General features: G+C 59.1%; 13 protein-coding genes and 3 tRNA genes. 11 read left to right on the top strand and 5 right to left on the bottom strand.

The window, feature by feature from the left end:
* Window positions 1–127: 127 nt before the first annotated feature.
* Both mgrA and ACR6A7_RS19525 read left to right on the top strand, forming a co-directional pair.
* Window positions 128–1,117, top strand: coding sequence for an L-glyceraldehyde 3-phosphate reductase (gene mgrA, locus ACR6A7_RS19530; RefSeq protein ID WP_434126929.1), 990 nt, complete (start codon window positions 128–130; stop codon window positions 1,115–1,117).
* A gap of 171 nt (window positions 1,118–1,288) precedes the next feature.
* Window positions 1,289–1,627: a DUF2502 domain-containing protein gene (locus ACR6A7_RS19525; protein WP_434126928.1), complete on the top strand. Its 339-nt coding sequence runs from the start codon at window positions 1,289–1,291 to the stop codon at window positions 1,625–1,627.
* Between the two features lie 54 nt (window positions 1,628–1,681).
* On the opposite strand, the gene ACR6A7_RS19520 is transcribed toward ACR6A7_RS19525, so the two are convergent.
* Together ACR6A7_RS19520 and ACR6A7_RS19515 are read right to left on the bottom strand one after the other, a co-directional pair.
* Entirely contained in the window at window positions 1,682–2,263 is a 582-nt protein-coding gene (locus ACR6A7_RS19520; protein WP_434126927.1) for an NAD(P)H-dependent oxidoreductase, read from the bottom strand.
* Window positions 2,264–2,398: 135 nt separating this feature from the next.
* The gene (locus ACR6A7_RS19515; protein WP_434126926.1) at window positions 2,399–3,637 is read right to left on the bottom strand and encodes an Nramp family divalent metal transporter; all 1,239 of its coding nucleotides are present in this window, start codon (window positions 3,635–3,637) and stop codon (window positions 2,399–2,401) included.
* A gap of 368 nt (window positions 3,638–4,005) precedes the next feature.
* On the opposite strand from ACR6A7_RS19515, the gene ACR6A7_RS19510 reads away from it, so the two are divergent.
* The 5 genes from ACR6A7_RS19510 to ACR6A7_RS19490 all read left to right on the top strand — a co-directional run bounded on the left by ACR6A7_RS19510 (window position 4,006) and on the right by ACR6A7_RS19490 (window position 9,642).
* Window positions 4,006–5,196 (top strand): NupC/NupG family nucleoside CNT transporter, encoded by a 1,191-nt coding sequence (locus ACR6A7_RS19510; protein ID WP_033753659.1) that lies wholly within the window; start codon window positions 4,006–4,008, stop codon window positions 5,194–5,196.
* A gap of 187 nt (window positions 5,197–5,383) precedes the next feature.
* Window positions 5,384–6,469 (top strand): LLM class flavin-dependent oxidoreductase, encoded by a 1,086-nt coding sequence (locus ACR6A7_RS19505; RefSeq protein ID WP_434126925.1) that lies wholly within the window; start codon window positions 5,384–5,386, stop codon window positions 6,467–6,469.
* Window positions 6,469–7,449 (top strand): ABC transporter substrate-binding protein, encoded by a 981-nt coding sequence (locus tag ACR6A7_RS19500; protein ID WP_434126924.1) that lies wholly within the window; start codon window positions 6,469–6,471, stop codon window positions 7,447–7,449. Before ACR6A7_RS19505 ends, ACR6A7_RS19500 begins: the two co-directional genes overlap by 1 nt.
* Window positions 7,446–8,036: a cysteine dioxygenase family protein gene (locus tag ACR6A7_RS19495; RefSeq protein WP_434126923.1), complete on the top strand. Its 591-nt coding sequence runs from the start codon at window positions 7,446–7,448 to the stop codon at window positions 8,034–8,036. The genes ACR6A7_RS19500 and ACR6A7_RS19495 overlap by 4 nt, the downstream gene beginning before the upstream one ends.
* Entirely contained in the window at window positions 8,029–9,642 is a 1,614-nt protein-coding gene (locus tag ACR6A7_RS19490; protein WP_434126922.1) for a rhodanese homology domain-containing protein, read from the top strand. Before ACR6A7_RS19495 ends, ACR6A7_RS19490 begins: the two co-directional genes overlap by 8 nt.
* Before the next feature lie 104 nt (window positions 9,643–9,746).
* On the opposite strand, the gene ACR6A7_RS19485 is transcribed toward ACR6A7_RS19490, so the two are convergent.
* Window positions 9,747–9,822 (bottom strand) — tRNA-Ala (locus tag ACR6A7_RS19485).
* Window positions 9,823–9,867: 45 nt separating this feature from the next.
* Window positions 9,868–9,943, bottom strand: a tRNA-Ala gene (locus ACR6A7_RS19480).
* Between the two features lie 354 nt (window positions 9,944–10,297).
* On the opposite strand from ACR6A7_RS19480, the gene ACR6A7_RS19475 reads away from it, so the two are divergent.
* The 3 genes from ACR6A7_RS19475 to ACR6A7_RS19465 all read left to right on the top strand — a co-directional run bounded on the left by ACR6A7_RS19475 (window position 10,298) and on the right by ACR6A7_RS19465 (window position 12,004).
* Window positions 10,298–11,089, top strand: a complete 792-nt coding sequence (locus ACR6A7_RS19475) for a formate/nitrite transporter family protein (protein ID WP_434126921.1) — start codon at window positions 10,298–10,300, stop codon at window positions 11,087–11,089.
* A 108-nt stretch (window positions 11,090–11,197) separates the two neighbouring features.
* Window positions 11,198–11,554 carry a YfeC-like transcriptional regulator gene (locus tag ACR6A7_RS19470; RefSeq protein WP_434126920.1) on the top strand — a complete coding sequence of 119 codons (357 nt, stop codon included), beginning with the start codon at window positions 11,198–11,200 and terminating at the stop codon, window positions 11,552–11,554.
* Between the two features lie 96 nt (window positions 11,555–11,650).
* Window positions 11,651–12,004, top strand: coding sequence for a YfeC-like transcriptional regulator (locus ACR6A7_RS19465; protein ID WP_434126919.1), 354 nt, complete (start codon window positions 11,651–11,653; stop codon window positions 12,002–12,004).
* 36 nt (window positions 12,005–12,040) lie between these two features.
* On the opposite strand, the gene gltX is transcribed toward ACR6A7_RS19465, so the two are convergent.
* Window positions 12,041–13,456 (bottom strand): glutamate--tRNA ligase, encoded by a 1,416-nt coding sequence (gene gltX / locus ACR6A7_RS19460; protein ID WP_434126918.1) that lies wholly within the window; start codon window positions 13,454–13,456, stop codon window positions 12,041–12,043.
* A gap of 271 nt (window positions 13,457–13,727) precedes the next feature.
* Here gltX and ACR6A7_RS19455 point away from each other — a divergent pair.
* Window positions 13,728–13,803 (top strand) — tRNA-Val (locus tag ACR6A7_RS19455).
* Window position 13,804 lies beyond the last annotated feature (1 nt).

Genomic DNA, 13,804 nt, shown 5'->3' with positions numbered 1-13,804 from the left:
GGCAACCGGGCGTTACGATGGGGGATTATTCTGTAAGTATGCGATCTGCGCTCCATTGTGACTGTGTGTAAACGTATACACTGCTATCCTTGCGCTTGAAAATTCTTCCCTTTGACAGGAAAGCCGTATGACCTACCTTCCGCACCCCGGTCGTTATCAGCAGATGGAATATCGCCGCAGCGGCCGCAGTGGGCTCAAGCTGCCCGCAATTTCGCTTGGCCTGTGGCATAACTTTGGCGACAACACGCGCGTTGATAACAGCCGCGAGCTGCTGCGCCACGCGTTTGATCGCGGCATTACCCATTTTGATCTGGCAAACAACTACGGCCCGCCGCCGGGCTCGGCGGAAGAGAACTTTGGCCGCATCCTGCGCGAGGACTTTCGCCCCTTTCGCGACGAGCTGGTGATCTCCACTAAAGCGGGCTACACCATGTGGGACGGTCCGTACGGCGACTGGGGCTCGCGCAAATACCTTATCTCCAGCCTCGATCAGAGCCTCAAGCGTATGGGGCTGGAGTATGTGGACATCTTCTATCACCACCGTCCGGATCCAGAAACGCCGCTGGAAGAGACCATGCGCGCGCTGGATCAGGTGGTGCGCCAGGGTAAAGCGCTCTATGCCGCACTCTCCAACTATCCGGCGGATCGCGCGGCGGAAGCGATCGCCATCCTGCGCGACCTAGGCACGCCCTGCCTGATCCATCAGCCGCGCTATTCAATGTTTGAACGCGGCCCGGAAAACGGCCTGCTGGAAACGCTGGGCGACAACGGCGTCGGCTGCATCGCCTTCTCTCCGCTGGCGGGCGGCGTACTGACCGACCGCTATCTGCAGGGCATTCCCGACGATTCGCGCGTGGCAAGCGGCAGCAAGTTCCTGCGTGAAGATCAGCTGACCGACGAGAAGATGGAGAAAGTGCGCAGGCTGAATGAGATTGCGCAGCAGCGCGGCCAGAAGCTGGCGCAGATGGCGCTGGCGTGGACGCTGCGCGACGCGCGCGTGACCTCCGTGCTGATTGGCGCAAGCAAAACCGCGCAAATTGACGACGCGGTGGAGATGCTGGCCAATCGCCACTTTACCATCGCCGAGCTCTCCGCTATTGAAGGCGTGCTGATTTAATCTTTGCCCGCCCGGCCGGCGCGCCGGGCATTTCTGCGAACAGAATTGTCCCAATCCCCTTTTTCTTCCGATTTTCCTCACAATTGTCAGCGACACTCAACCTGCCACACAAGCAATGCGCGGGCATCACGCCTGCACCGCAGCGGCGCTGTCGCTGATAAGGAGAATAAGATGAAATTTGCTGTTTTTGCTGCTTTGCTGACCTGCCTGTCGCCTCTGGCGATCCATAGCGCTCAGGCTGACGGCGCCTCTATTCGCCTGGCGCCGGGCGTAACGCTACATCTGGGAGACCAGGATCGCCGCGGCTACTACTGGGACGGCGGCCGCTGGCGCGAGCCGCGCTGGTGGCACAACCGCTATCAGTACAACAACCATCGCTGGTGGCGTCATGAAGAGTGGCGCCGTCATCAGCAGTGGGAGCGCGAACGACGCTGGCATGAGCGCGAACGTCGCCACCACTGGCGCGAGGCGCAGCGCTATCACGACCGCCACGATCGTCACCATCACTGATGACGCGGCGCTATGGCTAAAGGCCGCTGCGCGAAACGGCGCGCAAAGCGGCCTTTACTCCGCGAACAGTCGACGTCCGATTTGCCGCGCCGTTTCCAGGTGCGCCTCTGGCGAATCGGCGTCAGGCAGCAGGATCAGCTCCGACGTCTTCACCGCTGCGCCAACATAGTCGAAAATGCCCTCGTCAATCTGCGTGCGCATCGCGGCATAGTAGCCGCGCCGCGCATAGGTGCGCAGATTCGCCCCGCCTATTCCCAGCAGGTGCACCTTCAGGCGGCCCATTTTTTTATCGATTTTGCCGTCGGGCGTCTCCTGATATGCCCAGCCGTGGGTAAAGACGCGATCGATCCAGCCTTTCAGCACGCCGGGAAATGACCACCAGTAAACGGGATACACCAGCACCAGCGCGTCAGCGCCGTCGATGCGTTTTTGCTCGGCCAGCACATCGGCGGGCGGTGCGGCCTCACTGCGAAACAGCGCCAGATCGGCGGCGGCGTAGCGCGGGTCGAAGCCCTCTGCTATCAGGTCGGCGATTTCAAACGTGTGTGGCGCGCCAATCGCGCGGGTTAACGTGCGCGCGACGGCGTGGGTAAAAGAATCTTGATCGGGATGGACGACCACTACCAGTGCATGCATATCCTGACTCCTGTAAGAGGAGAGAAAAAGGCTGCCTATCGAGAGTAGATGAGTCAGGGCGGGCTGTTAAGGCGGTGGCACGGGAGGTTAAAAATGAAGCGGGCCCGGGAGAGATCGGGCCCTTTTCCGCAGCCCTTACAGGCCGAAGATTTCGCCACCCAGCAAACAGGCGTTGAGCGCCACCACCAGTACCACGATGGCGCGACCGGCGTTCTGCATCAGGCGCGAATTGACCATCTCGCCCATAATCTCGCGATTGCCGGTAAAGGAGAGCAGCGGCACCAGCGCCAGCGCAATGCCGAAGCTCAGCAGCACCTGGCTCATAACCAGAATGCGCGTCGGATCCAGGCCCGCCATAATCACGATAAATGAAGGCAGCATAGTGACCAGACGGCGTACCCAGAGCGGAATATGAAAGCGGATAAAGCCCTGCATCACCACCTGGCCAGCCAGAGTGCCCACTACGGTAGAGGAGAGGCCGGCTGCGACCAGGCTCAGGCCGAATACCGTCGCCGCCGCATGGCCAAGCAGCGGCGTCAGCGTCAGGTAGGCCTGATCCAGCTCGGCAATGCCGCTGTGACCGCTGAAGTGGAACGCGGCGGCGGCGGTCGCCATCATCGCCAGATTGACAAAGCCGGCGATGGTCATGGCGATGGCCACATCCAGCTTGGTAGAGGAGTAGCGCTGGCTTTTGTTGCCGCTTTCGCCGCCCTGCGTCAGCGCCGAGTGAAGATAAATGACGTGCGGCATAATGGTCGCGCCCAGCACGCCCGCTGCCAGGAAAACCGCCTCGGAGGTCGGCAGCGACGGCAGCGCCATGCCGGTCACCAGTTCGCTGACCTTCGGCTGTGAAAAGAAAAGCTCGACGATATAGGCCGCCGCCACGAACAGCAGCAGGCTGCCGATCACCAGCTCCAGCGGCTTCTGGCCGCGGCTTTGCAGCATCAGGATCAGAAAGGTCGCCACGCCGGTCAACACCGCGCCCTGCAGCAGCGAAATGCCGAGCAGCAGCTTAAAGCCGAGCGCCGCGCCGATAAATTCCGCCAGATCGGTCGCCATGGCGATGATTTCCGCCTGCACCCAGTAGAACCAGACCGCCGGACGCGGAAAGCGATCGCGAATATGCTCAGCCAGATTTTTACCGGTGGCGATACCGAGCTTGGCGGACATCAGCTGTATGACCATCGCCATGATATTGGCCCAGACCACCACCCACAGCAGCTTATAGCCATAGGCTGCGCCCGCCTGAATATTGGTGGCGAAGTTGCCTGGATCGATATAGCCGATGGCGGCGATAAAGGCCGGGCCCAGCAGCGCGAGCTTGATTTTTCGGACTCCGCGAGCGGCGCGCTCGGCGGTACGGCTCTCAAACATATTTCTCTACCTGTCTGAACGCGTGTTGACCATGGCAGCTTATGGCCTGATCGCGGCAAGTGAAATGTGGTTATCGTTATCGGTGTGATAGATGATGCTATAAAGTATAGCCATTGCTATACCTTGCGGTAAAGCGAGCCTTGCTAAAAAATGTGCAATGTCTCCCACTCTACGCCTCGAACATATTATAGACAATGAATTTGTGGATATTTGAGGTGAACATTTTGTGAACAGGCTGTGACTGGTGAGAGTTTTCTGAGAAAAGGGGTGATAGCGAATCCTTATAATGTGGATTTGATCTCGTTTTTAAGTAACGCGTTACATAGAATACGCAGCAAATTACAACCCTCCTCAAATCTGGAGCAAGCATGTCCCATATTTTGCACTTCCTTTTAGCACTGGTGGTGGTAGGCGTGCTGGCGTTACTCGTCAGCCACGACCGTAAAAGTATTCGTATTCGCTACATTGTCCAGCTTCTGGTCATTGAAGTGCTGCTGGCGTGGTTCTTCCTCAACTCCGAGGCGGGCCTCGGATTTGTAAAGGGCTTTGCCGGTCTGTTCGATCATCTGCTTAAGTATGCGGGCGAAGGCACTAACTTTGTATTCGGCAACATGAATGACAAAGGCCTCGCCTTCTTCTTCCTGAACGTGCTCTGCCCGATTGTCTTTATCTCTGCGCTGATCGGCATTCTGCAGCATTTCCGCATTCTGCCTTGGGTGATCCGCGGCATCGGCACCGTGCTCTCTAAAATTAACGGCATGGGCAAACTGGAATCCTTTAACGCCGTCAGCTCTCTGATTCTGGGACAGTCAGAAAACTTTATCGCCTATAAGGATATCCTCGGCAAAATGTCGCAGCGCCGCATGTACACCATGGCCGCGACCGCGATGTCGACCGTTTCCATGTCGATCGTCGGTGCCTATATGACCATGCTGCAGCCGAAGTATGTGGTCGCCGCGCTGGTGCTTAACATGTTCAGCACCTTTATCGTGCTGTCGCTGATCAACCCTTACCGCGTCGACAGCGAAGAGGATCTCCAGCTGCAGGATATCCATAAAGGCCAGAGCTTCTTTGAAATGCTGGGCGAGTATATCCTCGCGGGCTTCCGCGTGGCGATTATCGTCGCGGCGATGCTGATCGGCTTTATCGCGCTGATTTCCGGCCTGAACGCGCTGTTCGATGTTATCTTCGGCATCAGCTTCCAGGGCGTGCTGGGCTACGTCTTCTATCCGTTCGCCTGGGTGATGGGCGTGCCGGCTCACGAAGCGCTGCAGGTCGGTAGCATTATGGCCACCAAGCTGGTTTCCAACGAGTTCGTCGCGATGATGGATCTGCAGAAGCTGGCGGGCCAGATTTCGCCGCACTCAGAAGGCATCCTGTCGGTGTTCCTGGTCTCGTTCGCCAACTTCTCCTCTATCGGCATCGTCGCTGGCGCCATCAAGGGCCTGAACGAAGAGCAGGGCAACGTGGTCTCGCGCTTCGGCCTGAAGCTGCTTTACGGTTCGACGCTGGTCAGCGTGCTCTCCGCCGCGATTGCCGGTCTGGTGCTGGCGTTCTGATAAGAAGGGCGAGACGGGTTCTCGCCCTTATTCTTAATTATTCCTGCTTGATATAACGCCTGCCGCGCCGCCTCAGCCGCGCGGCACCGCCCTTCCCCGATTCCCGCAAATCCTTTGCACAATATTGAATTTCATCTCATGCCCGTCGCCCCGTAGTTTTTTCATTACTCAACATCGGGAGAAGCGCATGAGCATTCAATTTCTGGGCATGATCGGCCATCGTCTGGCCTCTGAAATCATTCCGGCCAGCGGGCCGTTATTCGATAAACACTATATTGCCGATTTCGCCCGCGCCCACGAAGAGGCGGGATTCGATCGGATTCTGGTGGGCTACTGGTCCGATCAACCAGACGGATTTTTAGTGACGGCGCACGCCGCCGCCAACACCTCGCGCATCAAATTTTTGCTGGCGCACCGTCCCGGCTTTGTCTCGCCGACGCTGGCGGCGCGCAAGCTGGCGTCGCTCGATCACCTGACTGACGGACGACTGGCGGTGCATATCATCAGCGGCGGCAGCGACAGCGAACAGCGCCGCGACGGTGATTTCCTCAACAAGGCGGAACGCTATGCGCGCACCGACGAATTTCTCGACGTGCTGAACAAGAGCCTGACCTCGGCGGAAGCCTGGGACCACAACGGCGAGTTTTACCAGGCCGAGCAGGCTTTTTCCGCTATCAAGCCGCTGCAGAGCAGGCTGCCGGTCTACTTCGGCGGCTCGTCGCCGGAGGCAATCGAAGTTGCCGCGCGTCACGCCGACGTCTTCGCGCTGTGGGGCGAGCCGCTGCAGGGCGCGGCGGAAACTGTACAAACCGTGCGCGCCGCCGCCGCGAAAAAGGGGCGCGACATCAAATTCAATATCTCCTTCCGCCCGATTATCGGCAAGACGGAGAAAGAGGCCTGGGAGCGCGCGGAACATATTTATCAAACGGCGCAGAAGCAGCTGGCCGAGTCGGGCTACACCTTCGGCCTGCCGAAACCACAGAGCGTCGGCGCGCAGCGCCTGCTGGCGGCGGCTAACGCAGGCGACCGCCACGATAAAGTGTTGTGGACCGGCGTCGCGAAGCTGGTAAGCGGCGGCTACAACTCCACTGCGCTGGTGGGCACGGCGGATCAGGTCTCCGACGCGCTGCTGGATTACTACAACCTGGGCATCGACAGCGTGCTGATCCGCGGCTTCGATCCGCTGAACGACGCGATTGAGTACGGCCGCGAACTGCTGCCGCTGACGCGCGAAAAAGTCGCCGCGCTGACGCGCGTTAAGAGGAGCGCCTGATGCGTCTCGCCGTCCTGTTTGCCGGTGTCGCGCTGGCGCTGAGTCTTAACGCCGCTTTTGCTGCTGAAAAAGTGACGCTGCGCCTCGGCGATGTCAAAGGGGATCGCTTCGCCTCGCTGAAAGCTTCCGGCGAGCTCGATAATCTGCCTTACGATCTGAAGCTCACCGCCTTCGATTCTGGCGCGCCGGTGCAGGAGGCGCTGAATGCGGGGGCGCTGGACGTCGGCTTTACCGGCGATCTGCCCTTTCTCTTCGTCTATGCCGCAGGCGCGCCGGTTAAAGCGGTCGGCGCCTGGCAGAACAATCCCGACAGCATCGCGCTGCTGACGCGTCCTGACGCCGGCATCAACAGCCTGAAAGATCTGAAAGGCAAGCAGATCGCCGTCAACCGCGGCGGCTGGGGACACTATCTGCTTCTTGGCCTGCTGGAACGCGCCGGACTGAAACCCAGCGAGGTGACGCTGCGCTTCCTCGGCCCGGTGGATGGCCGCGCGGCGCTGACCTCCGGCGCAGTTTCCGCCTGGGCGCCGTGGGAGCCCTATATCGCCACCTCAACCCAGATCGATGGCACGGTACGCGTGCCGCAGGGCGGCGGCAGCGGCATTATGTCAGGCTACTCCTATGCGCTGGCGCGCAAAGAGGCGCTGGCCGATCCCGAGAAGCGCAAGGCTATCGCCGATCTGCTGACGCGGCTGGCGAAGGCGCAGGTGTGGGCGGCGCAGCATCCGCAGCCGTTCGCCCAGGTGCTGGGCAAAACGCTAAATATGCCAACCGCCATCACCAGCAGCTGGATTGCCGACGCGCGCATTCGCCCGCTGGTGTTCGATCCCTCGCTTATCGCTACGCTGCAGAAATCCGCCGACTTTTTCCATCGCTATCAGGTGCTGCCGAAGGCGGTCGACGTCAGCGACGCCTTCGATTTCAGCCTGGCGAGCGGCGCCAATCAGGTAGCGCGGCACTATCAGGAGAACAAATCGTGAGCGACCTTAACCACCAGCGGCTGCGTGACTTTGTGGCGCAGCTCGCCGCGCTGCTTGAACAGCAGCCGGACGAGGCGACTATTCTGGCACGCGGCAGCGAGCTGCTGCGCCCGCTGCTGCAGCACGACGACTGGCTGGATGATACGTTTGCCCAGCCGCATCCGCAGCACTATCAGCAGTATCTGCTCCATGCCGACGCGCAGCAGCGCTTTTCGGTAGTGAGCTTTGTCTGGGGGCCTGGCCAGCAGACGCCGGTGCACGATCATCGCGTCTGGGGGCTAATCGGCATGCTGCGCGGCGCGGAAGTGTCGCAGGGCTTCAAAATGGAAAATGGCGCACTGGCGGCAGACGGCGCGCCGGTTCGTCTGGAACCTGGCGAGATTGACGCGGTCTCGCCGCGCGTCGGCGACATCCATCGCGTCAGCAACGCCTTCGACGATCGCGTCTCTGTCAGCATTCACGTCTACGGCGCCAATATCGGCGCGGTCAAACGGGCGGTTTATCGCGAAGACGGCAGCGAAAAACCGTTTATCTCCGGCTACAGCAATCGCTACTTGCCTGACACAGGGAATCCTTTACATGGCTAAAACTTTTCCTCTGCGCGACGCCGCAGAGATTCAGCAGGCGCTGCGCCAGCAGCAGGAAGTGGCGCTGGTAGACGTACGCGACGAGGCGCGCTATGCGCAGGGGCATCCGCTGTTCGCGGTAAACATTCCGCTCTCGAAGCTGGAGCTGGAGTGGCTGGATCGCCTTCCTCGCCACGATACGGCGATTACGCTTTACGACAACGGCGAAGGGCTGGCGCAGACGGCGGCGGAGCGCGCGGCGGCCTGGGGCTACACCAATATCACGCTGCTGAAAGATGATCTGACCGGCTGGAAGGCGGCGGGCGGCGAGCTGTTTATCGATGTGAATTCGCCGAGCAAGGCGTTTGGCGAGCTGGTGGAACACCACAATCATACGCCGTCGCTGGCGGCCGAAGAGGTCGATGCGCTGCTGCGCGACAACGCCGATGTGGTGGTGCTCGACGCGCGCCGCTTTGACGAATACCACACTATGTCGATTCCAGGCGGCATTAGCGTGCCAGGCGGCGAACTGGTGCTGCGCGTGCGCGATATCGCGCCCTCTCCCGCTACTACGGTGATCGTCAACTGCGCAGGCCGCACGCGCAGCATTATCGGCACCCAGTCGCTGGTCAACGCGGGTATCCGCAATCCCGTCTACGCGCTGCGCAACGGCACCATTGGCTGGACGCTGGCCGGTCTGGCGCTTGAGCAGCAGCAGAGCCGCCGCTACGGCGTCGTCAGCGAAACCGCGCAGCGTCATGCGGCGGCGCAGGCGCGTCAGGTGGCGGATCGCGCTGGAGTGGCGCGCATCGACGCCTCAACGCTGGCGCGCTGGCGGCAGGAGACGCGCACAACCTATCTGTTCGACGTGCGCGACGCCGACGAGTACGCCGCCGGGCATCTGCCGGGCAGTCGTCACGTGCCGGGCGGACAACTGGTGCAGGAGACCGATCACTACGCCAGCGTACGCGGCGCGCGTATCGTGCTGACTGACAGCGACGGGGTGCGCGCCAGCATGACGGCCTCCTGGCTGGCGCAAATGGGCTGGGAAGTCGCCGTGCTGGAGGGGCTGCAACCACAGGATTTCAGCGCCACTGGCGACTGGACGGCGCAGGTGCCGGCAGCGCCTGTGGCCGGGACGATCTCTCCGCAGCAGCTGAACGACTGGATAAAGCAGGGCGATACTCAGGTGCTGGATTTCACCACGCGCGCCAACCACGTTAAAAGCCATATACCCGGCGCCGCCTGGCTGCTGCGCTCGACGCTGCAACAACAGGGCAAGGCGGCGCTGCCGGCAGCCGAACGCTATGTCCTGACCTGCGGCAGCAGCCTGCTGGCGGGCTATGCGGTGGAACAGGTGGCGGCGCTGACCGGTAAGCCGGTCTTTGTGCTGGCAGGCGGCAATGCCGCCTGGCGCGGCGCCGGGCTGCCGACCGACGCTGGCGAAGAGGCGCTGCTCTCCCCCGCCATCGATCGCTATCGCCGTCCCTATGAAGGCACCGATATCGAACCGGCGGTGATGCAGGCCTATCTTGACTGGGAATATGGTCTGGTGGCGCAGCTGGATCGCGACGGCACACATGGCTTTCGCGTGCTGCGGCCGGAGAAACAGAGCGTAACGGCGTAACTCAACAGGGCGGCAGCGATGTCGCTCTTTTTTGTGCGCAGCGGTGCTTGCGTAAGCGTTGTAGATATTTTGAGGAGCTGCCTGAGAGATCAGGACGAAGAAAATGGTGGAGATAAGCGGGATCGAACCGCTGACCTCTTGCATGCCATGCAAGCGCTCTCCCAGCTGAGCTATACCCCCACATCTGGAATTGTTTTTTCAGTGCCAAATCGTTGGGATGCGATTTGGTGGAGCTAAGCGGGATCGAACCGCTGACCTCCTGCATGCCATGCAGGCGCTCTCCCAGCTGAGCTATAGCCCCGAACCGAAAAAACCGTCGGATGTTCTCGACGGACGGCATAATATGAAACCGCCCTCAGGGTGTCAACGGCAAAATCGAAAAGTGCGTTTGATCGCTGAAAAAGGCGGCAAATCCCAAATCGTAGTGTTTTCAGCCGCTTTTATTCAGCACCTAAAAAGCGGTCAACCTGTGTGGCGTCACGGCTCATTTTTTTCTGCTGCGCCAGGTTAAATTACGGTTACACAGCCTTTAGGATTTTTCTTGTTTTCCGTTAAAAGCCGTGTAAAACTTAGCCCGCTAATTAAGTGGTCATCGCTGCCCACCCTTTATTACAACACCATCCCTGTCACAACCATCAATAATATTAGAGATACTATGTCGCTGCATTCACCTAAAGAGATCGCTCAACTGGCGATTCAGGCTGGCGTCACTAAAAGCCGCGCCTCCATTCCGACATTATTAATTCTTGGCTTCATGGCTGGTGCCTTTATCGCTACCGGCTTCCTGCTTGACCTGCACGTGATTAACTCGCTGCCAGCGGACTGGGGCTCGTTTGGCGGCCTGCTCGGCGCAGCCGTCTTCCCGGTGGGCTTGATCCTGACCGTACTGGCAGGCGGCGAACTGCTGACCGGCAATATGATGACGATGCCGGTCGCCTGGTTTGCGCGTCGCATCAGCGGGTTCGCCGTGCTGCGCAACTGGTTCTGGGTCACTATCGCCAACTTTATCGGCAGCCTGGCCATCGCCTGGTTCTTCGGCCATATGCTCGGCATGACGGAAGGCGACTACCTGAAGAAGACCGTCGCCATCGCCAGTGCGAAAGTGCACGCCGACTTCCTGCACGCCTTTATCTCCGGCATCGGCTGCAACTGGCTGGTTTGCCTGGCGGTATGGCTCGCTTTCGCCAGTAAAGATGTAGTAGGGAAAATCTTCGGCATGTGGTTCCCGGTGATGGCCTTTGTCGCCATTGGCTTCCAGCACGTCGTCGCCAACATGTTTATTGTGCCTGCGGCTATTTTCGCCGGTCAGCTGAGCTGGGCAGAGTATCTGCCGAATTTCGTGGCCGTATTCCTGGGCAACGGCGTCGGCGGCGCAGTATTCGTCGGCCTCGCCTACTTCCTGGCTTTCCGTCCATCCGCTGAAGCGGTAGGCACGGCGCAGCCATGATCTGCCGGGTGCTTTTTGCCCTGGAGCAGAAAGCACCCATTCCGGTAACTTTCACGCTTAACGAATTGTTGTAATATGCACGGGTAATCATCAAACAGGGATTGTGCCGTGATAAAGGAATGGCTTACGCCACAAGAGCTGGCGAACGCAACCGGCTACAGCCGGCAAACCATTAATAAATGGATTAAACGCGAAAACTGGACGACTCGCGCCAGGCCCGGCGTTCAGGGCGGCAAAGCGCGACTGATCTACATTGATGAGCGTGTCGCGGCTTTTATCGACGCGACAAAACACCTTAACGAACCGCGCCTCTCTTATCTCCCCCAGCAGCAAAATCTGACGCAGCTGCTTTTACACTCTGTGCAGCAAATGACGCCCAAAGAGCAGGCGCAGCTTAATGCTTTTCTCTTGCGTGAAGGCGTTAAAGGCCTGCTGGCCTGTTTAGACACAAATGAAAAGACGTAACCGCTGGATAATCGATATGACTTGCCACAGGGTGACTTTCACGCGTTACGATTTCCTGTAATATGTAGAGCTAATGTATTGAACAGGGACAGCATCGTGAAAAAGGAATGGTTAACCCCCGAAGAGCTCGCGAACGAAACAGGTTATAGTCGGCAGACGGTGAATAAATGGATCAAGCGTGAAAACTGGACCACTACGCCGAAGCCCGGCGTACAGGGCGGTAAGGCGCGATTGATTCATATCGATGAGCGGGTAAAAAGCTTTATTCAGTCCATGCGTAACCTGAACGAGCCGAACGCGCCCTACGCTGCACAACAAAACTCGTTACCTGCGTTACTATTAAGTTCTGTACAGCAAATGACGCAGAATGAGCAGGATCTTCTTGCCGCGATGATTTTGCGCGAAGGGATAAAAGGCGTGCTGCAGCGGCTGGGCATTAGCGAAGAATAAAAAAACCGGAAGCATCGCGCTTCCGGTTTTTGTTTGTCAGGCCTGCGCTTCGCGTTCAGCGATGTAAGCCAGCGCTTTCTCAATACGCGCCACGCTACGGCGCTGTCCGATGGCTTCGACGGTAACGTCCAGGCCTGGGGATTGACCACCGCCGGTCACGGCGACGCGCAGCGGCATGCCAACCTTGCCCATTCCCACTTCCAGCTCATCCGCCGTGCTCTGAATCGCATGGTGAACGTTTTCTGCGGTCCAGTCGGTAATAGCGGCCAGTTTGTCGCGCACCACTTCCAGCGGCTGGCGTGCCACGGGGCGCAGATGTTTTTTCGCCGCGTCGGCATCGAACGCGTCGAACTCTTCATAGAAGTAACGGCAGGAAGCCGCCATCTCTTTCAGTGTTTTGCAGCGTTCGCCCAGCAGCGTGACCAGCTTCGCCAGTTCCGGACCGGTGCGGGTGTCGATATTCTGCTGTTCAATGTGCCACTGCAGATGGGTCGCCACGTATTCCGGCGCCATGCTGTTGATATAGTGGTGGTTGAGCCACTGCAGCTTTTCAGTGTTGAACGCGCTGGCGGATTTGCTCACCGCGTCGAGCGTAAACAGCTCTTTCATCTCCGGGATAGAGAAGATCTCCTGATCGCCATGGGACCAGCCCAGACGCACCAGGTAGTTGAGCAATGCTTCCGGCAGATAGCCGTCGTCGCGATACTGCATCACGCCGACCGCGCCGTGCCGCTTGGAGAGCTTTTTGCCGTCGTCGCCCAGGATCATAGAAACGTGGGCGTAGACCGGCACCTGCGCGCCGATCGCTTCCAGGATATTAATCTGACGCGGCGTGTTGTTGATGTGGTCTTCGCCGCGAATGACATGGGTAATCCCCATATCCCAGTCGTCAACAACGACGCAGAAGTTGTAGGTCGGCGAACCGTCGGTACGGCGGATAATCAGATCGTCCAGCTCCTGGTTGCTGAACTCGATCGGGCCGCGGATCTGGTCGTCAAAGATGACCGATCCTTCCTGCGGGTTGCGAAAGCGTACCACGCAGGGCTCATCCGCCGCATGATGGTCATGGCTGTCGCGGCAGCGGCCGTCATAACGCGGCTTTTCACCATTGGCCATCTGGGTTTCGCGCAGCTGTTCAAGACGCTCTTTTGAGCAGTAGCATTTATAGGCGGTGCCCGCTTCCAGCATCTCGTCGATGACGGCGTTGTAGCGGTCGAAGCGTTTGGTCTGATAGTACGGGCCTTCATCCCAGTCCAGGTTGAGCCAGTTCATGCCGTCCATAATAGCTTCGATGGCTTCCGGCGTTGAGCGCTCGAGATCGGTGTCTTCGATGCGCAGCACGAATTCGCCCTGGTGGTGGCGAGCGAAGAGCCAGGAGTAAAGCGCGGTACGTGCGCCGCCGACATGCAGGTAGCCGGTCGGGCTGGGCGCGAAGCGAGTTTTGATTTTCATTCAGCAGTGCCTTAAATGCGCAGGTTTTATGTCTGGATGACAAAAAACGGGTTAGACGCGAAAAACCGTGCGCACATTCTAGCACCTGGCGTTGAATCCTCAATGACCGTGCATTCACGCAAAGGCGTTAAGCCGTGGTTTTCTGCTAATAAAACCAGCATATTGGCTAAAAGCAGCGCGTGATGTCTAATTTTGAAGCGAACGCGCATTTTAGTTTTAAAAAGCGTTGACTCACTTCGAAGGATCCCTATAATGCGACTCCACACAGCGGGGGTGATTAGCTCAGTTGGTAGAGCATCTCCCTTACAAGGAGGGGGTCGGCGGTTCGAGCCCGTCATCACCCACCAC

It is taken from the genome of Pantoea phyllosphaerae, from assembly GCF_051025595.1.
Classification (GTDB): domain Bacteria; phylum Pseudomonadota; class Gammaproteobacteria; order Enterobacterales; family Enterobacteriaceae; genus Pantoea.
This window is presented reverse-complemented; position numbering and strand designations above follow the sequence as displayed.